Origin of the sequence: Nostoc sp. KVJ3, assembly GCF_026127265.1 — a bacterium.
In the GTDB taxonomy this organism is placed as follows: Bacteria; Cyanobacteriota; Cyanobacteriia; order Cyanobacteriales; family Nostocaceae; genus Nostoc.
In genome coordinates this window covers 23955-40878 of record NZ_WWFG01000011.1, presented here as the reverse complement: position 1 = coordinate 40878, position 16924 = coordinate 23955, and the positions used below count along the sequence as shown (strand labels likewise).

Sequence of the window (16924 nt, the reverse complement as noted above, 5' to 3'; positions counted from 1 at the left end):
CGCCATCCACCAATAGTGCAGAACCTTCCACATCAAAGAAAATCTCTGTATCTCGTATTTTCGCTCGCATTTTCGGGATATATAAAATCAAATGACTTCAAATATATATCAGACTTTTACCCTTATGTTGGGAACTACCGTGTCAGGCTTTGTAGTAAGTGTGAGGATATCTGTGTGGCTAAGATTTCAGGTTCTAGGTTTTGGTTCTGTACAACAAGTAGATCGTAAAGAGTCCAATTAATCGTGCCAATAATGCTGTTAATAGCAATTTGAACATTGAGCGCAGGTGGATTAAGAAATATCCGTTGAGCAATACCATCCTCAATAATGGTCAATAAAATATTGCGATAGTTTTGTCGCGCTGACTGAAGTTGTTCGGTTGCTTTCATGTCACCATAACCGATTTGCATGAAGAATAGCTTGATTAGTCCTTGATGCTGATGAAAATAGCGCAATGTGAGTAAAACAACCATCTGTATTGCCTCTTTTGGATCAGAACAGGGTTTATGAGCTTGAGCAATTTGAAGATGTAACTTGTTTAAATGCCTGACTATGATGGCAGTAAGCAATTCTTGCTTGCTTTTGAAATGCCGATAAAACAATCCAACCGATACACCTGCATTATCAGCAATAAGTTGAGGTTGAGCTTGCTCATAGCTCTGGCAGAGCAATGTCTCCCCTGCATCCAACAAAGCCGTGTATCGCCCAAAAACATCATATCGAGGTTGTGTAGGTTTAGTTGTTTTTCCCATAAAGCAACGGTTGTGGTAATCTGAAACGAGTGAATATTATTCATTCACTCTCAATCATCGCATTTATGGATATATCTTATGCCTGAACAAATATTTATCAACACAATTGAGCAGCCGTGGGTTGATTTGCCTCAATTTCCAGGAACTCAGTTTTTACCATTAGCGGAGCCTGTTCCAGATGGGTCAATCCATCGTTTGAAAATGAGTGCTGGCACTATAATTCCAGTTCACATCCATTTTTGTGATGAGTATGTTTATATACTTTCTGGGGTAGTTGAAACTGGGGGAACAACATTATCTACGGGAACATTTTGGTTTACCCCTGGCAACATTCGCCAGGGGCCGCACAAAGCCATAACAGACGTTGAACTTCTGACAATTCGCCTGGGAGCAATGGGAGCTTTTGAACTCGATTCCGGTTTGTAAGGGTGCAAGTTGCTATCAAATATTTTCAATTGGGCTGTTCCAGACTCAAATCAATCACCTCAAGTCCCGCATTTCTCACAAGTTTGAAATGCAGAGGGACAGAGGGGCAGAGGGGAAAGAACTTGTACAATAACGCTCCCCTGCTCCCCTGCACAAGCACAGGCTTTGAGCATTGGTGAGAAATCCGGGAAGGACATCTGGCAACCAGCGAACGTTTTCAATCATTTTGTCATGAGTCCGAGCTTTGTCTCTGATAAGTCTGACATAACTTTAATCCTCTTTTATTGTTACCCAATTACTCAAAACAGCTATGTAGCAATATCAAAAGAAATAGATTTAGCCCATTAATTATTTATCTCCCACCCAGTCCGGGTAAAAAATAACTCCAAACACTTTGCTCCTTTGACGCTGAGTCTTCTAAGCATAAAACATTCTGTGGCCCTGGCTGATTACTCTGAATCTCCCGCATATTGAGAGCGTGAATAGTTTGGGCTAACTCTGGATTGTCTTCTAACAACTCAGCCTCAAAGCTTAACTCCTGCTGCAACAGTTGGGCATTTCGGCGCAAGAACATCTGCTGATTGTGTCGCTGTCTGATCAGGGATTCAGTTAGGTGTAATTATTCTGCATAACTTAGAGCTTTACAAGCGTGCCATTGGGCTATTCACCTGCCTTCTATTTGCGTCTTAGCCCTTTTTGCTCCCTCGCAAAGTAGTATGGTAAACCAGCAGCTAGAAAACCAATGAGACGTGGCAGAAAACTATAATGAACTGCGGTTAATAGATAAAGTTTTGACGGGAGAAAATATGCGAGTGTTTGAATTAATTTTCATCTTGGAAAAAGATGGCGAACGAAATTTTTAATCAAGATGCGCTCGCTACAGCAATTGTGCGGATTCATGAAGTTAGCTGATTAATAAGTCCCGCATAAACACGGATTCATTCCTGCTGCCTTTCAGTAAAACTGCATTATACAAGTTTTGAAGGTGCATTTATGACTGATACTACAATGTTAGATAACCGTATAAATAAGCAAATAAAATTTGAACCATTAGAAGCGACAGTAGCAGCAACAGAAGAAGAGTCAGTAATATTAGCTGAAAAGCTCACACAGGTGGCAATTCCTTTAGAAGTACTGTTGCAAGCACTTAGTATAGCTAAATACGATAAGTCAGCAGCTTTTCAATACGCTGACAAATATCTAAAGAATATCAAAAAGTCAAAATGGGTTATTATCAAAACAGCTTGAAATTTTCCGATGAAACCCTCATCTGAATATTTTTCTCTTGATGTAAATTCTCAGTTTTGATTATTCCAGCATCATTTTTCCCCATCATGCTCAACAACTTTACAAGCCTTACCTCTGTATCCTGCGTCATTGACAATATGATTCAGTTTTAAGGCAGATTCTAACGCTTCAGTTCTATCAGGTAAATTGGTTAACACATCCGCTTTTGTGCCAGAGTTAGATTCTATATAAACTGAGTAAGTCACTTTAACTCCCATTTGTCTTTATCTCCTATTGCTCTATAGTCAAATTCCATATCTTACTCAAAAGCTATAATTAATCTTCAATCAAATGATTTTCTATAGTGAATCTTGCAAAATTTAATGCTTTTTCTAGTGACTCTTGCCCGTATGATCGGTCTTTATAGCTATCGACTACTAACTCCAAACTAGAATTTCTGATGTAGTAGATATAAGAACCTACATCGTAGGGATCGGGTTGGTAATAGGTAACGATTATTTCAAACCCTTTATGGTTCTCGTGTGCCTCAATCGTGTTACCTTTAAATTCAAGCTGATTAGGAATTTTCACAAGTAATCATTTTTGGTTTTTGATAAGTACGGCGCTCTAGCTTGTTATTAAAAGGAAAAGATGCTGAGATTAACCTCAAACCAATAAAATACTCAAGGTCATCAGTGCCAGATTTTGAAATGAAATACCCTGCAAAGTAATTCTAGTTTCAGATTCTTGAGTTATTTCAACGTTGGGTTGAATTGTGTTTATTAATTCTTGCAAATTATCCATCTTAAATGGGGAAATGGGACTCCCGATAGAACTATCGAGTTTAGCGGGAGATGAATTTCTTCCGATATTATAATTGTCCATTAGGACATCATTATTTGTATTCATAGTCGTCAGCTTTGTGTATGGTTTTCAGATATTTAGGATGAACACCAAAGTTTTATTCCAAAGTGTGCAAAACAAAACTAGGGCGAAACTTAATTGCAATTCTGCCTGTATAAATTCCGGCAAATTTACCAGTAGGAATATGAGCTTTGACAATATCACCAGTAGTAAAGCCCTGGAAATACTTAATTACCTCCCAATCCCGGAAAAAACTTATTCCAGACACTTTGCACTTTAGGGGTTGAATCCCCTTGCATAACACCAAATGATCCTTGCTGTTGGGCTTGAATCTCCTGTATATTAAAAGAATGAATCGTCTGGGCTAACTCTGGATTATCTTCTAACAATTCAGCCTCAAAGCTTAATTCCTGCTGCAACAGTTGGGCATTTCGGTGCAAGAACATCTGCTGATTGTGTCGTTGTCTGATAAAGGATTCAGTCAGGTGTAATTGTTCTTCAAAACTCAAATTGTCGTATTCGTTATACATTTTATTCAACTCCGATCAATCCAAAGTATTCTGCTGACAATTCCATTAAGTATCTTAAGGCTAAACAATCGCCGTAGTTTGTGTAGATTTGAGCTATGGTTTTGAAAATTTCTAGAAAATTATCAGGGGTTACTTCAGTGAAATGAGAAGCTAAATCAAATGCTGAGTTTTCTGAATGTGGTTCTAGCGGCCCTACTTCAGCCCACACTATTAATCCTCGGTTATCTAATTCTGCCAAGCTTATAGAATTAACCGCATCCACAACGGAGTCAGGCGCATACTTTATTAATAGCTTAATCACCAAATAACACCTCCATAAAGTAGCTGATATCCCAGCCTCAATCTCGTAATAAATTCGTCAGTATTGCGATTACCCCAAACAGGATTACTAGGGCTTTTTATCCAGTTGATTGGACTATGACAAATCTCATTATGACAACGGTAGCACGTAGGAAATGTAGATTCACCAATGATGTCGTTGCCGTAGTAAGCGTGATGGATTTCTTCACTTTTCTTAGTCAGACAGACTACACAATAATTGTGAGTTTTTCGGTGAGCGATCGCTACTTGTTTTCTGTACTGTTTGGGATTACCATACCGAGCATTCCAGTTTAATCGTCTGTGTAGCCGAGATTTTCTAGTAATAGAGTCACCCCTTTTTCGTTTAACTCTTGCCCCGTTAATTCGTGCCACTTCTGTTTGATTTCCTGAAAATGTGGTTTTCTCCCTAATTCTGTTGCCCATTTTCTAATTTCTTGATACCAGTCAACCTGCTGCTGTGAGGATTGCTGATTATTTTTAGAACTATTAACAGTGTCAGCATTCGGTTTGGAATCCTGTTTTTGTTCCAGACCTTTGATATCAAATTCCGGGATTAGAGCAACAAAGGGATTAGAGCGAGTGGGAATCACTAAGGCATATCGAACTCCGGCTTTATCTAACATTTCACAAGCCTGTCGCAAGATTTCAAGAATCTCCTTTTTAACGTTTACGAAATCCTGGGGATGGTCAAGGATATAACTCGATGTCTGCCCCATCGCAATAAAGCAAACGTTTTTCAGAGATGGGCGACTAAATCCAGTTTCTCCAGAGAGTGGGGACTGGCCCATAAATAAACCATGACCCTTTAACCCAGCAGTGAATTTGATGATATAGTTCCAAAAACCCTGCAAATCTTTGGCAGTATCAGCATCAACCATTCCTGGAAGTCCCTTGCCTCCACCAAATACAGAGTCCACCTCATCTTGAGCAAGAAATAATTCAGGAACACCGTGACATTCACCACCAACTTTTGCAACTCTTGCTTTCTGTTTGTCAATTTGGTCTGTGGCAAAGATGAGCCAATTTCTTAATTCTTTCATGCCGTCAAACTTACGGCTAAACTTGCACAGCCATCTGGTGACATCATCTTTTGGATCGCTGCCAATCACAATTGCTGGTGTTTGAGATTTTGCAGCAATTTTATTGATAATTACCCCTGCCAGCGTGGACTTCCCAGACTGTGTACCACCAGACAGGTAAAAATGGTGATTGCTGCGAAGAGTCATATTTTGATTAGATGCCGCATTACACAGTTCATCAATCCAAGCACCATCAATTCTGATGTACTCAGGATAATTTGCTGCTAGGGCTTGCAGAATTTTCATCGCACCTGGATTAATCACCGACTGTACTGACTCTTCATCAATGTCAGCAATATCGGGATTGGGAATACCATTCGGTGAGGGTGATTTTTGTGCTGGTGGTTCTGGAAGAGTTACCAAACCTTGCAACTGATATTCAGCAATCCACCGGGGGCGCTCACTAACGGGCAAGCGATTCACATAATCAGCAACTCTGCGTTTAGCTGCGATCGCAGTCGTGACATAATCATAAACAGCCTCACCTTGTAAATGCTGCTTAAGTGATTTTAAGTCAGCTTCTTGTAAAGAGCGGTATACTTTCTGTTTGCCTTCGCTGATTTGGGCAGAAACTCCAAATAAGCCAGCACTTACCGTTCCAGCACCAAGTAGCATCCCGGTTGTTATTCGGTCAGTATTTAAGAAAAAAGGAGCAGACAGACACATAACTGCACTCGCTCCTAAAGAACATAAAATAGTCCGTTCTGCATGAATCACCCCACTAGCAGTTAGACGTTGTAATTCAAATCCCATAATTTATCGCACCCCTAAAGCAACACCAGCTGCAACTAAAGTCAAGAAGACAAACAGAAATATTACTCCAGGCATCAAGCCGATGGTGAAAGTCTTGCGGTTGAAGCCGAATCCTTTAACGACTAAGCCGGCAAAGTTAAATAACCCCACACAGATACCGCAAATACAAATCATGCTGATGATCCACAGCACAAACTGACTGACTGGGCTGGCAACTGAGAGAAACCCCATCAACATTGACAGCCCGACTCCACAAACTGCATATCCAACAAAGGACAGTTTTATTTGCATAACCTAGAACCTGAAACTATCACCCACTTCATCAAATGCTTTCTCATATCCCCCAACTGGCGTTGCTGTTCCTGGGAACCAAAGGCATGACGGATCACCGCTTCCCCATGTAACGCCCTGGTTCGCTGCAAATCTTCCTCAACTTTCATGGCTTCTTGAGAATATGCCAACTGGTTTTTATACATCTCTGCCAAGGATTGCAACTGCTTGAGCTTGTGTCGGGAAAACTTTGTATGTAGCCACTTCTGTGCTTTTAACGTGCCAGCCACTTCTGCTTCATCCAGAACCTGCTGTGCAGTGGTGTAAGCTGGCAATGTGTAGCGATCGCGGATTGATGAAGGGAGATTTCCCTCAATTTGGGTAGCATCCCCAACTCTTAAATCCGTTGATACTACTCCATCACCTTTACCGCCAAATAAACCAGGAAGCCATTTTCCTAACATTCCCTTCTTCCCTCTAACTACTTAAAATCGGTATAAGTCTGCTGAACTTGTTGAACTTGTGAGCCGATGTACCGGGTTATGCATATATGCCCATGAATGAAAACATCAATACAGTAAAAGCTGCGATCGCAGTTTGAGCCATCATTCCCCGTTGCATCAATTCTTCAACCTGTCTATTGGAATGCGATCGCGCCTTTGACTCATCAATAATTTGCTGGACTACCAGGAATTCTTCTGTTGTCAGGTTTTCTAGTGTCAGCCCCGACAGACTCAATTCGCCGTCCTTCTTCAGGTGAATATTTAATGCTTTGCGATGGGTTTGGTTTTGTTGCTCCATATATTGCTACGCCCAAAACGAGGGTCAATAGCAGCAGATTTAGTACTGCTGCTAATCCAATGAATTTATTCGGCTGCATTTGTTGGGCTAATGCCGAAAATACCCGCAACGAGTTCGTCACCGATTGCACGAAAGGAATCTACGTCAGCTTCCTCCTCCATCGCAATAGATACAAACTTACTCACCACGTCCTTCGGGGCATTGCGAATCGTTGATAACAACTGGTCGGCTTTGTCGGTTGTGTAAGCGTCAATCCCAACGTTGAGAACATCCTCCAAGGATTGAATTTCTTGATTTGAAACCTGGGATGCATGAGCGATCGCTCCTTGCAATGGAGGAGTAGATTTACGACGTGGGGAGTTTTTACCGAGTTTACCGACCGTATTCTTGGATTTGCCATTAGTGGCTAATTTCCCAGTTGCTTGCCTTTGCTCAAGAATCTGAATAGCGATCGCTTGGGCTTGTTGATCTGTCAATTGGTCGATGTCAGCATCAACTTGGGCGCAGAGGTTAACAACTTCTGACTCAGTGGCTTCTATATTATAGGGTTGAAGGAATTGTTGAATTTTTTCCACAATATGCTTCCATTTTTGTAGTTAATGGTGTTATTTTAGCATCCATTTATTTGATATAGCATTAAAATTAAGAAATAGGACGCTAAAAAGTATAATTATGGAATCTAATTGGCATCATAAACATGGCAGATAAACGCGACCGAAGATTTTCCGTTAACCTTCCTTTAGTTAAAGAGATACGCCTGATTCTATGGGGACACACCAGAGGAGTAAGCAAAACTCGTATGGCAGAAGCAATTTTGATTGATCGGGTTTCCAGCGATGGGAATTGGCGAGAAGTTTGTCAGGACTTGAAACAAGAAGCGGCTATCAATCACTCTACGGTTAGTGAACTAATTGCAGATATACTCAAAAACAATGGATTGAAAGATGTGTTAGATATTGAAACGGTTGACTGGGAAACATTTTTAGTAGACGAATCAGCAATACCTACCCAGGAGTAAACTAAAAGGCTATGGAAAAATATCCTTTAGACTGGCTAAAAACATCTTGTGAGCAAGTCTATTGCCATCCCATAGCAGAACGTACTTGGCGCAAATGGTTAAGACTGTGCCAAGTTCCACAGTACGCTAGGGAAGTGGTAAAGGAACAAGCTATGTGGCTATTGACTTTGGCTTACATGAAGAAATTAGAGCCAAATAAAAAATTTACCCTGTTTCAAATTAAGTTTAAACTCTCAGGAAATCCATTTGCCGAATTGCATCTAGCTGAAGCAATTTATAACGCTTGTTACACCAATGCAGTTGGAAAGGATTTACCAGAAATTATCCTTAGAGTCACAGGCAAACAGGTAACAGTACGAACACTTTACCGTTGGGCGCGAAAGCAGCAAGTAACTTTTAAAGCTTCTAAACGTTTAAGCCGCCCAGAAGTTGAGCAATGGATACGATGGGCTGCGGCTTGAACTCAAAAAATACCTTGGGGCACGAATGTTGCTCCTTTTTTATTTTCTTTTTTCAGATGTCGCAAATCAAGTGTGCCGTGACATTTTAAAATGCCCAGAACCCCTATTCTCTCGTTGTGACATCGGGCCGCTTTTCCTGAAACCCTTATATTTATAGTGTCACAGCCACCATTTTCTAAAACTCCCTCCCTGCAATCATTAGAGCGATTTTTATCCCTTTTTTGGCCGCTTTCCGTGCCGCTTTCCTTTTTCAACTTCATTTTCGAGTAGTTAAAAATGCCTCAAATCCAGTTGGGGTAAAGAGTAGAGATGTCACAACTCAAAGCGGCACACTTCTTAAAAGTTTCAGCAAAACGGGCTTTTGGGGCTATTTTTAATTAAGGATCGGTTATTCATCCGCCAGTCGGACAGGTCTAATTCATGCGGTCAATGAAGAGGAAAGGGGGCTTCTTAGCTGGGGGCAGAACCCCATAAACAATTCGCAATTCGCAATTCGCAATTCGCAATTACGTTTTGTGTTAGCGAGTCTGCGAGCGTCCGGAGATTTAAACCCCAATCGCATTACAAGCAACCCTTAGGGGATGGGGTTTTAAACCCCTTTTAGTAGGATAAATAAATTTAGGGGCAAGAAATCCTCGTGGTAGGGCAAATGAGCGAACGTACAGCAGCTAAGAGTCCCTGCTCCCCTGCCTCTTCGGTCATTCTGACGACTGAGGTATGTATTCTGTTCAATAACTTTCCATTATTTTGGCTCCATTTGATTCCCAACTCGACTTGTGTGTATACCGTAGAGTTAGAGGAGAGGAAGTCCAGCAAAGATTGTAAGTAGGAGATGTTTATTTATGCCGAGATGGAACGCACAGGACAAACAAGTGTATCGAACCGAAGTGATTCGACGTATTAACGCAGCGATGCCCTTAGTAATGCAGGAATATGCCTCAATTAATTGGGTAGAGGAACTCAAAGGCTACCATACTGACCATGAATATTACCCTGACTACATCCACGCTCCCATTCATGGTGTAACTGATGCCTATACCAACCCTCAATCGTGTTTAGCCTGGGATGCTGCTATGGATGCGATAATTCCCCTCAGCCACAATGTTAGTTGCCAGCAGTTGCGCGAGAAAATGGCCGAGCTAATTCCTGAAGACACTTCTCTTGAGACGGTGCTAGAGCTTGGTGCAGGTACGGGTGATGGAGCGTTGGCCTTGGCACGGCGGTTTCCACAGTCCACTTTTCGGATTACTGATGTTTCGCCTTATATGCTGGTGATCAGTAAGCACAAGTTTAACAAGGTTGGATTTAGTGAACGGGCTTTGTTTGAGCAGGTGGATGCCCGTCACACAGGCTACCCTGACAACTCCTTCGCTCTTGTTACATCGTCACTACTCTTGCACGAAACACCTAAAGAATGGATACCTAAGATTCTGAAAGAGATGTACCGGATCACCAAACCCGGAGGTTGGGTACTATACACTGACACCTATCGTGGTGAATACGCCCTGAACGCTTCTTTTCAAGAACCGTGGTTAGATGACTTTATCCATTTTAACTTCGAGTACGAGTTCGCCAAAGCAGGTTTTACAGAACTCAATTACATTCGCTATGCCGTAGGTTTGTGGTATATGGTTGGCCGGAAGCTAGTAGTCTGCCAAGGTAACTTTGCTAAGTAAAACCTCTAATTGGTAAAATAACCAAAAACGGGGTGTGGTATGGCCAAAAAGTACATTGTTGACTTGAATGAAGATGAAGTTTCTCAGCTACAGGCAATAATTAAAAAAGGTAAGCACAAAGCAAGAACTATAACCCGTGCAAACATTCTTCTGATGGCTTCTGAAGGAGAAAGGGATCAAGCGATCGCTAGCATAGTTAGAGCGCATGTTGCAACAGTGCAACGAATACGAGAAAAATTTGTCATTGGTGGGTTAGATTTTGCTTTAAAGGATGAAGTTCATCCACCAAAACCTAAAAAATTAGATGAAAAGCAAGAAGCATTTTTGATTGCAACGGCTTGTTCTAAGCCGCCAGAAGGGAGAGTGCGTTGGACAATGCAATTATTAGCGGATCACTTAGTAAACCTTGGGATAATAGATTCAATTTCCGACGAAACAATACGTCAAACTCTAAAAAAAACGAAATTAAACCGTGGTTAAAAGAACAGTGGTGTATTCCCGAAGTTAACGCAGAGTATGTATTCAGAATGGAGGATGTGTTGGATTTATATAATGAGCCTTATGATCCTAAACGCCCTGTAGTCTGCTTTGATGAACGTCCCTACCAATTAGTAGAAGAAGTAAGACTTCCTTTACCACCAGAGCCGGAGCAGCCTGAACGTTATGATTTCGAGTATAAGCGTAACGGGACAGTCAATTTATTTGCATGTTTTCAACCCTTGGCTGGATGGCGGCATATCGAAGTTACAGAACGTCGAACTAAAGCCGATTTTGCTCTTCAAATGAAAAAGTTAGTAGATATTGATTATCAAGATGCTGATATTATTCGTTTAGTAGTTGATAACCTAAATATTCATACTCCCAGCGCGTTATATGAAGTTTTTCCACCAGAAGAAGCACGTCGAATTATTCAAAAATTAGAGTTTCACTATACTCCTAAACACGCTTCTTGGTTAAATCAAGTAGAAATTGAATTATCTGTTTTATCTCGCCAATGTTTAGAACGGCGTATTCCTAATGCAGAAACATTAACTTCTGAGATTGCTGCTTGGGAGAAACAACGTAATCAACAAAAAGCCAGTGTCTATTGGGGTTTCCAAACCAAAGATGCTCGTCGAAAAATGCAGCGTTTATACCCGGATTTAACTTAGCAAAGTTGGCTTGGTAGACTACTAGAAACATAACTTGAACCTCACACCACTAGAAGTGGCGTGATTCCTGCTTCTTACTGATTTAACAACTTGCGGCTCCCACTACGGCTTGTATTTTTCACATCGTCTCTAACTGCTGTGTCAGGTTCTGAATCTTACGCTGGCAAAAGTCAATCTCGCCTTCCATCTCCAAACGCAATTCTTTTTCGGGTAGTAATTGAACCCCAGACTCCGAAATATATTCGACCTGTTCATCTTCAGTGCTAACTAATACCGCATATCGCCATAAACCGTCTCGTTCAGGAACCACCAAGTTTTCAAATAGACAATACTGAACACCTACAATCATCCCCTGCTTGGTTCTTTGCCCTAACGAATATTTGGGTGATGTCCAATGGTTAGGAATAGTGACAACTTTTGAAGTTTCCATACAATTGCTCCTATTGTTGTTTTGACTGTACTTGTACTACTCGCTGCTGCCTTTTCTCTACCAAAATCTGACCGATAGCTCCTCCAGTACCCAGCCCTAACATTCCTGTCGCAATCATGTACATTGTATTTCTGCCAAAAACTTGCACTCCTAAATACCCGATAGATATGGCCGTTAATGTGCTAGTAAGACTTACAGCAATTAATTGTGCTTGATTGTGTTTCATAATTAAAATTCCTTTGCTTGATAGAGGTTTTAAGTTGTATGATTTTGCTGTTACGCGAACGCGCTACGCCTGAACAAGTTGAACAAATGCTGCGTTCTCACAAGTTCTACATTAAAACAGCAGTCGATATCGAGCGTCGGGTGCTGGTTGGTGGTGGAGATCTACACGCTGATTGTGAAGAAAAATTGCTAGATGACGGTAGTAGACAACAAGATATTTGGGCTGCCAGTTTTATGCCAATAACTGGAAAAATCATTTATGAGTCGATGGTTAATCTTCGTCCCCGGCAAAATCGCTCAATGGAACTTTTAGACCCTAAAATTAGAGAAAGGGTAGCTCAACTGATTAACGAGTTCCTAGGAAATTTATGATCGAAGTGACACCAAAGCAACAAATTTTTATGCAAGATGATGTGACTACACGTTTAGGTCGCCTAGCTACACACTTGTCACAAATTCAATCTTTGTGGACTCAAGGCTCATCAGAGGATTTAATACTGGCTTTGGTTGATGAAAGCCGATACTTTATTGAGTGGACTGTACCAGATATGGTAAAGGCAGATGATATTGACCGAGCCTGTGAATTAGTTGATTTAGTTCGTCTTCTGACTCGTTGGCTATTCCATTGGGACGATATCTGGACTGATGCTGAACAAAAGCAATCTGCATCTGCTCAAATTTCATATTGGTTACGTCGGGTTTTGGAAATATCACGTACAGAACCGGAATCGCTGAGTGCTTGATCTCTATGAATTCTTCCTCTGTTTGACTAGCACTGAACGCAAGTACTGCCGACAAGCTGCTTCTCCGCGATAAATCAGAATTCGCAGCGCCTCTACTTCCTGGATCGGAGAAATACAGATTTCAGCGATGGCTGGAATCAAATTCTGTTGCGATACCACATAGTCTTTATTGCACTGTTCTAATTCCTGAATCTTAGAGTTTAACTCCTGTATTTGTCGCAATGCTTTTGTTAAAGAAGATTCTTTGTTTTTAGAGCGATTATCCAGAGTGAATGTCATGTTGTTGCTCCTATGTAAAACATGATGTACATTTATGGTTTTCACAATCGGCGCATTTATCACCAAGCAGCCGTGGGGATGAATATCTGTTATCGTTGTTTTTTTGTGGTTCGTGCTTAGATAACAAAGAAGAGAAGTCGTAAATCGTTACTGTTGGTTTTGGTTCTGGTTTCGATTCTATTACGAGTTCAGGATTGCCCAACCCAACTGCATTTTTAATTTACTGTTCCATGTCCAGATTCTCCTTGTTGACAAAACTGCTCCACCTGAACAATTGCGTCTACAACTTCTCCCAAAATATTAAACGCATCATTTAAAACCACATCGTTTGATGTAGAGAAGTACTCGGACGATTGAAGTCTACGATAATCCTTACTACTCCCCACAAGCCGCAACGTATATTGACAGCCTTGCAAGATGGTTCGGATTTCTTGTGTAGTTAATTTAATTTCCATCGTTGTTTCTCCTAAAACTTGTCCTGACGAATACTGAAACTCGCTCCAATCAAAGCACTGCCCAAGAAGCCTGAAAAACTAACTAACATCATCCCCAAGCAAATGTTCTTCTGATGCTGCCAATATTGAGAACTTGTAGCAATCTCCATTCCCCAGCAGCCTGTTGCCCCTACTCCTGCAAATCCGGTAAAAAGTAGAGAGATAATTGCAGTTGTTTCTATGGTGCGGTCGATGAAAATCCTGGGGTTGAATCTTTTTCTAGTCCGGCGGCGAAGAAGCAATTTACTCTTGTGGTCTAATTGGGATTGGTAAACAACTTGTTTGTGGCTAGTCATTTTGCATCCTCCAATTCAACAAAAAATCCCGCGCCAGTATTCTTAATCTTCACCAACTTTCGATTGACTAATGTTTGAATCACCCCCAGGCTAAAATTGATACTGCATAACCGAGCGCTGCCACCGCAACGGCGGAGGTACTGTAGACATTGGTGTGATTGGTCAGTAGTGGCGGGATAAGTGGATTTGTTAGGCATAATCTTCGCTATGACTCTATGATTTGTAAATGATGTGGATTGAAAAAAAATCCTTGACCAGGCGGCATATCTGGGAAATGAACACAAACCATGCCGTGTCCTGAATACTGGATGACTGTACCTGTTTGCCCTAACCTTGTGTCTTTTTCTGCAACTGTTTTAATAACTTTGACAACTGAATTAATTGGTGGAAGATTAGCCATTTTTAATCCTTTAATGAACAGCTTATTATTGATTAGTAATTTGAGTTTTCGCCGATACCATATTGCCATTTGAGAAAACTGACGGGAGTACAGATTTCTGACCAATCACAAGCTCCCATTGGGGCATTCCAGTATTGTCGATATTCCTCTCCAAAATACCCCAGTCCCCAATGCCAATCGTCATATTCCGGCTGTGACTCCCATCCGAACCAGAGAGCAACATTCACTTTAACCAGGTATAAAAACTTAATCATCCATCCACCACTGTAATCAGAAATAAAATCGTAAAAGTCTCCTAGAAAGCGTTCATTTGTTAATGCAATTAAATCCATTCTTGACCAAAGATTCATCTTTTCCATTTTCCTTCTAATTTGAAGTATGATTTCTCTTATCAATTCAATTCAGGCAATTCTGCAAGCGCTCCCTCCATCCATACGCTGATTGCTGTTGTTTCATCTACCCCTCGTGCTACAGCGTCAACTACGTGCTTTTGATAAGAGTTAACAGCATGATTAGGATGTCCAAACTTATTACCAGCCCATGCTAAACACATAGTCTTCACTAATTCATCAATCTTGGTAGTATCAAGCTCACTCGGACTAGTCACATTTCGAGAATGCAGCCATTCTTTGACTAAATCGAGTGGATAATTTAAAAGTGTGCGAACTTCTTTGACTCGCAAATCTTTTGGGCTGATTGATGGTGCAGTTACAGCTTGTTTTGGTGACTGAACTCTATACTGTTGATTGTCTTTGCGGGGTCTAATGTTATTCTGTGGCTGTTCAGGCTTTTGAGGAGTAGTTGCGCTTTCAGCATCATTATCTTCATCTGCCGTCACCGATAAAATTGCACAAACTGCATATCGTCGTGCATAAGTTAATGCCGCACCAAACTTCTGAGAATCACTAATTTCGGGTAGAGGATAAGTGCTTCAAACCTGCATCATTCGATATAACAGTTGCCCAAGTTGGTAAAGCTTGAGGAATACTGGTTGCATAGAGTTTCATAATTTTGATTCCTGATTAAACTTGATTTCAACAATTTGTTCTACGCACCCCATTGCCTCAGTCAAATAATGCAGAACATCGCCCAAGTGAGTTGCTGCCTCTGGATCAATCCTTTTATCAGCAATCAACAAAAGCCAGTTTTCATCTTGGGCGATCGCCTGAATATTCAGGTAGCACGAGTTGAATTGCTTCAGTATTTCTATTGCTTCCATTGATTTATCCGATGAGTTGTGGTGTTCTATTTGGATAAAATTTAAGTTTGCTCCTTGCCACACAGGTGGGTTTGCCCGACCCACCCGTTTCCTTACGCTGCAACCAAATCTCTAGTTTCTGGAACGTATCTTTTCAGACGCTCCCACTCCTCAGTTGTCAGCGCATCGAATTCTTTATCCAATAACTCTTCTTCCGTGGGCGGTTGTTCTGTAGCCGTTGTTGATATCCTCGTCACCTTCATGAAGTCATCAAGTCCAACTGCTGCATCCACCGATTTGGCGTATCGAATTTTATCTACAGCATTTGACCAGTGTGTGAGGTGTTGAAATATTACCCCAATCATTGAATTAGCTTTGTATACTCGATAAGTTCTGGGGCAAGCTCCGTCAATGTAAACCAGCTTGTATCCAGTGATTTGTGTTACCTCTGCATTGGGGTCAGTTGGAGCTAGAAGTATTTTCTCTGTTGGATCATCTGACTGGGCTTCTTGAACAGAAAGTGTGGTAATCATATTTCATGTGCCATGATGATTTCGATTGTCTAAATTTCGGTTGAACGGCGATTGCTTTTCTCTTGAACTGCGATGCCTGCGGCGGGCTGCGCCTACGCCTTTTTCACTTCCAGTGCTAGGAATTTCTTACACCTCTGCATTCGCATCTGTAGCAGGTAGGAGAATTCTCTCGTGACAGCCACCTACTTGAAGTAAAATGTTACTTGCTGTACTTTGTATCATGATTGTTATTTCTAAAGCAGCGATTGAGCTTTGGAGGCGATTGCAGTTGCTTGGGAAGCAATCGCCCTTTCTCACTTTCAGCAACTTACGCCGCTACTGCCGCTCGGACTCCCAACAACGCAATCACATCTTTGGCACTGCCAGCAACCCGATTTACCCCGTACTGTCTTGGTCGAGTGTACCAACCTTCTTGATTGCACCCGACGAAGCCGACAAAATGCCCGTCTTGATAGAGTTTGGTGCTGAATCCTAACCAGTCAATTTCGCCGTGATATAGACCAAAAACAGTGCAAGCTTTTTCCAGTTCATCGCTCAATCGTTCGTTCCGTTCCCGTGGGGTTTCTGGCAGGGTCGCTTTTACTTGCGCCACTCTTGTAGCAAACCAGTTGCGATCAAAGGGCAAGCAGCTACCGTTTACGAACCGCACCCATACGGTAATTCCGCCTTCCAACCAGATAGTACGAACTGATTCGGGTTCGACTTGGATAATCTCGCCAATGATGCGACGGTCACGAGATGTCAAGGGATCTTGGGTTGGCGCTACAGCTTCGGCTTGGGATTCGAGGTGGCTGTCGAGTTCAGCTTGGGCTATCGCTTGCTCGTCTTTGAAGGGAGTATTTGCAATTATTGTTTGATTGAGTTTGAAGCTTGAGGGTGCTTGTTGTGTGTAAACAGATTGCGTCATAATGAGGATCTCCTGCCTCTATATGGGGTTAGGTTTTTCACAAAAGGTGATCGCGTAAGTTTCTCAGGCTAGAGCGGTCGTCTTTTGTTT

Annotated in this window: 34 protein-coding genes; 9 read left to right on the top strand and 25 right to left on the bottom strand. The window is 41.6% G+C overall.

The annotated features are described in order from the left end of the window. Positions 1–134 precede the first annotated feature (134 nt). The gene (locus tag GTQ43_RS38960) at positions 135–752 is read right to left on the bottom strand and encodes a TetR/AcrR family transcriptional regulator (protein WP_265277988.1); all 618 of its coding nucleotides are present in this window, start codon (positions 750–752) and stop codon (positions 135–137) included. A gap of 78 nt (positions 753–830) precedes the next feature. Here GTQ43_RS38960 and GTQ43_RS38955 point away from each other — a divergent pair, with 78 nt between their 5' ends. Continuing rightward, a complete protein-coding gene (locus tag GTQ43_RS38955) occupies positions 831–1178 on the top strand; it encodes a cupin domain-containing protein (protein ID WP_193950354.1) in 348 nt (115 codons plus the stop codon). A gap of 352 nt (positions 1179–1530) precedes the next feature. Here GTQ43_RS38955 and GTQ43_RS38950 read toward each other — a convergent pair whose 3' ends face one another. Continuing rightward, the gene (locus GTQ43_RS38950; RefSeq protein WP_265277987.1) at positions 1531–1752 is read right to left on the bottom strand and encodes a hypothetical protein; all 222 of its coding nucleotides are present in this window, start codon (positions 1750–1752) and stop codon (positions 1531–1533) included. Positions 1753–2171: 419 nt separating this feature from the next. Between GTQ43_RS38950 and GTQ43_RS38945 the strand changes: the two genes are divergently transcribed. Continuing rightward, positions 2172–2426, top strand: a complete 255-nt coding sequence (locus tag GTQ43_RS38945; protein WP_265277986.1) for a hypothetical protein — start codon at positions 2172–2174, stop codon at positions 2424–2426. 71 nt (positions 2427–2497) lie between these two features. Here the strand turns inward: GTQ43_RS38945 and GTQ43_RS38940 are convergent, their stop codons facing one another. From GTQ43_RS38940 to GTQ43_RS38920, 5 genes are all read right to left on the bottom strand, one after another. Beyond that, positions 2498–2683 (bottom strand): hypothetical protein, encoded by a 186-nt coding sequence (locus tag GTQ43_RS38940; RefSeq protein WP_265277985.1) that lies wholly within the window; start codon positions 2681–2683, stop codon positions 2498–2500. Positions 2684–2741: 58 nt separating this feature from the next. After that, positions 2742–2996, bottom strand: a complete 255-nt coding sequence (locus GTQ43_RS38935; protein ID WP_265277984.1) for a hypothetical protein — start codon at positions 2994–2996, stop codon at positions 2742–2744. A 75-nt stretch (positions 2997–3071) separates the two neighbouring features. Continuing rightward, positions 3072–3314 carry a hypothetical protein gene (locus GTQ43_RS38930; protein ID WP_265277983.1) on the bottom strand — a complete coding sequence of 81 codons (243 nt, stop codon included), beginning with the start codon at positions 3312–3314 and terminating at the stop codon, positions 3072–3074. 182 nt (positions 3315–3496) lie between these two features. After that, positions 3497–3799 carry a hypothetical protein gene (locus tag GTQ43_RS38925; RefSeq protein WP_265277982.1) on the bottom strand — a complete coding sequence of 101 codons (303 nt, stop codon included), beginning with the start codon at positions 3797–3799 and terminating at the stop codon, positions 3497–3499. Position 3800: 1 nt separating this feature from the next. After that, complete coding sequence (locus GTQ43_RS38920) at positions 3801–4100, bottom strand: hypothetical protein (protein WP_265277981.1); 300 nt, start codon at positions 4098–4100, stop codon at positions 3801–3803. A 116-nt stretch (positions 4101–4216) separates the two neighbouring features. On the opposite strand from GTQ43_RS38920, the gene GTQ43_RS38915 reads away from it, so the two are divergent. After that, positions 4217–4414: a hypothetical protein gene (locus GTQ43_RS38915; RefSeq protein WP_265277980.1), complete on the top strand. Its 198-nt coding sequence runs from the start codon at positions 4217–4219 to the stop codon at positions 4412–4414. Here GTQ43_RS38915 and GTQ43_RS38910 read toward each other — a convergent pair. The 5 genes from GTQ43_RS38910 to GTQ43_RS38890 all read right to left on the bottom strand — a co-directional run bounded on the left by GTQ43_RS38910 (position 4411) and on the right by GTQ43_RS38890 (position 7598). Continuing rightward, complete coding sequence (locus GTQ43_RS38910) at positions 4411–5952, bottom strand: ATP-binding protein (protein WP_265277979.1); 1542 nt, start codon at positions 5950–5952, stop codon at positions 4411–4413. The two genes, GTQ43_RS38915 and GTQ43_RS38910, sit on opposite strands and share 4 nt — an antisense overlap. A 3-nt stretch (positions 5953–5955) precedes the next feature. After that, on the bottom strand, positions 5956–6243 hold the full coding sequence (locus GTQ43_RS38905; RefSeq protein ID WP_265277978.1) for a hypothetical protein: 288 nt from the start codon (positions 6241–6243) through the stop codon (positions 5956–5958). After that, a complete protein-coding gene (locus GTQ43_RS38900; protein ID WP_265277977.1) occupies positions 6234–6686 on the bottom strand; it encodes a hypothetical protein in 453 nt (150 codons plus the stop codon). Before GTQ43_RS38900 ends, GTQ43_RS38905 begins: the two co-directional genes overlap by 10 nt. A 76-nt stretch (positions 6687–6762) precedes the next feature. Next, the gene (locus tag GTQ43_RS38895) at positions 6763–7023 is read right to left on the bottom strand and encodes a hypothetical protein (RefSeq protein ID WP_265277976.1); all 261 of its coding nucleotides are present in this window, start codon (positions 7021–7023) and stop codon (positions 6763–6765) included. A 65-nt stretch (positions 7024–7088) separates the two neighbouring features. Then, positions 7089–7598, bottom strand: a complete 510-nt coding sequence (locus GTQ43_RS38890; protein ID WP_265277975.1) for a hypothetical protein — start codon at positions 7596–7598, stop codon at positions 7089–7091. Between the two features lie 122 nt (positions 7599–7720). Here GTQ43_RS38890 and GTQ43_RS38885 point away from each other — a divergent pair, with 122 nt between their 5' ends. Together GTQ43_RS38885 and GTQ43_RS38880 are read left to right on the top strand one after the other, a co-directional pair. Continuing rightward, positions 7721–8041 carry a hypothetical protein gene (locus GTQ43_RS38885; RefSeq protein ID WP_265277974.1) on the top strand — a complete coding sequence of 107 codons (321 nt, stop codon included), beginning with the start codon at positions 7721–7723 and terminating at the stop codon, positions 8039–8041. Between the two features lie 11 nt (positions 8042–8052). Then, on the top strand, positions 8053–8502 hold the full coding sequence (locus tag GTQ43_RS38880) for a hypothetical protein (RefSeq protein WP_069067950.1): 450 nt from the start codon (positions 8053–8055) through the stop codon (positions 8500–8502). A gap of 2 nt (positions 8503–8504) precedes the next feature. Here the strand turns inward: GTQ43_RS38880 and GTQ43_RS38875 are convergent, their stop codons facing one another. Continuing rightward, entirely contained in the window at positions 8505–8762 is a 258-nt protein-coding gene (locus tag GTQ43_RS38875; RefSeq protein ID WP_265277973.1) for a hypothetical protein, read from the bottom strand. A 582-nt stretch (positions 8763–9344) separates the two neighbouring features. Between GTQ43_RS38875 and GTQ43_RS38870 the strand changes: the two genes are divergently transcribed. Both GTQ43_RS38870 and GTQ43_RS38865 read left to right on the top strand, forming a co-directional pair. Continuing rightward, positions 9345–10178, top strand: a complete 834-nt coding sequence (locus GTQ43_RS38870; protein ID WP_265277971.1) for a class I SAM-dependent methyltransferase — start codon at positions 9345–9347, stop codon at positions 10176–10178. A gap of 39 nt (positions 10179–10217) precedes the next feature. Further along, positions 10218–11329 (top strand): IS630 family transposase gene (locus GTQ43_RS38865; protein WP_414859159.1). Its coding sequence is split into 2 segments (ribosomal slippage): positions 10218–10638 and positions 10638–11329, totalling 1113 coding nucleotides; the frame shifts between segments, so codons are not numbered across the junction. 118 nt (positions 11330–11447) lie between these two features. Here GTQ43_RS38865 and GTQ43_RS38860 read toward each other — a convergent pair. Both GTQ43_RS38860 and GTQ43_RS38855 read right to left on the bottom strand, forming a co-directional pair. After that, entirely contained in the window at positions 11448–11759 is a 312-nt protein-coding gene (locus tag GTQ43_RS38860) for a hypothetical protein (RefSeq protein WP_265277970.1), read from the bottom strand. Positions 11760–11769: 10 nt separating this feature from the next. Then, a complete protein-coding gene (locus tag GTQ43_RS38855) occupies positions 11770–11985 on the bottom strand; it encodes a hypothetical protein (protein ID WP_265277969.1) in 216 nt (71 codons plus the stop codon). A 38-nt stretch (positions 11986–12023) separates the two neighbouring features. Here GTQ43_RS38855 and GTQ43_RS38850 point away from each other — a divergent pair, with 38 nt between their 5' ends. Both GTQ43_RS38850 and GTQ43_RS38845 read left to right on the top strand, forming a co-directional pair. Then, positions 12024–12356, top strand: coding sequence for a DUF5674 family protein (locus GTQ43_RS38850; protein WP_265277968.1), 333 nt, complete (start codon positions 12024–12026; stop codon positions 12354–12356). Further along, complete coding sequence (locus GTQ43_RS38845; protein WP_265277967.1) at positions 12353–12727, top strand: hypothetical protein; 375 nt, start codon at positions 12353–12355, stop codon at positions 12725–12727. The genes GTQ43_RS38850 and GTQ43_RS38845 overlap by 4 nt, the downstream gene beginning before the upstream one ends. 3 nt (positions 12728–12730) lie before the next feature. On the opposite strand, the gene GTQ43_RS38840 is transcribed toward GTQ43_RS38845, so the two are convergent. From GTQ43_RS38840 to GTQ43_RS38795, 10 genes are all read right to left on the bottom strand, one after another. Further along, entirely contained in the window at positions 12731–13006 is a 276-nt protein-coding gene (locus tag GTQ43_RS38840; protein WP_265277966.1) for a hypothetical protein, read from the bottom strand. 215 nt (positions 13007–13221) lie between these two features. Then, complete coding sequence (locus tag GTQ43_RS38835; RefSeq protein ID WP_265277965.1) at positions 13222–13461, bottom strand: hypothetical protein; 240 nt, start codon at positions 13459–13461, stop codon at positions 13222–13224. A gap of 11 nt (positions 13462–13472) precedes the next feature. Continuing rightward, positions 13473–13796, bottom strand: a complete 324-nt coding sequence (locus GTQ43_RS38830) for a hypothetical protein (protein ID WP_265277964.1) — start codon at positions 13794–13796, stop codon at positions 13473–13475. After that, the gene (locus GTQ43_RS38825; RefSeq protein WP_265277963.1) at positions 13793–13993 is read right to left on the bottom strand and encodes a hypothetical protein; all 201 of its coding nucleotides are present in this window, start codon (positions 13991–13993) and stop codon (positions 13793–13795) included. The genes GTQ43_RS38830 and GTQ43_RS38825 overlap by 4 nt, the downstream gene beginning before the upstream one ends. Positions 13994–14001: 8 nt before the next feature. Then, a complete protein-coding gene (locus tag GTQ43_RS38820) occupies positions 14002–14196 on the bottom strand; it encodes a hypothetical protein (RefSeq protein ID WP_265277962.1) in 195 nt (64 codons plus the stop codon). A gap of 32 nt (positions 14197–14228) precedes the next feature. Further along, entirely contained in the window at positions 14229–14546 is a 318-nt protein-coding gene (locus tag GTQ43_RS38815; protein ID WP_265277961.1) for a hypothetical protein, read from the bottom strand. A gap of 41 nt (positions 14547–14587) precedes the next feature. After that, positions 14588–15106, bottom strand: coding sequence for an ERF family protein (locus tag GTQ43_RS38810; RefSeq protein ID WP_265278007.1), 519 nt, complete (start codon positions 15104–15106; stop codon positions 14588–14590). 93 nt (positions 15107–15199) lie between these two features. After that, complete coding sequence (locus GTQ43_RS38805; protein ID WP_265277531.1) at positions 15200–15499, bottom strand: hypothetical protein; 300 nt, start codon at positions 15497–15499, stop codon at positions 15200–15202. Between the two features lie 8 nt (positions 15500–15507). Then, positions 15508–15927 (bottom strand): hypothetical protein, encoded by a 420-nt coding sequence (locus tag GTQ43_RS38800; protein WP_265277960.1) that lies wholly within the window; start codon positions 15925–15927, stop codon positions 15508–15510. A gap of 307 nt (positions 15928–16234) precedes the next feature. Further along, positions 16235–16834, bottom strand: coding sequence for a hypothetical protein (locus tag GTQ43_RS38795; protein WP_265277959.1), 600 nt, complete (start codon positions 16832–16834; stop codon positions 16235–16237). Positions 16835–16924 lie beyond the last annotated feature (90 nt).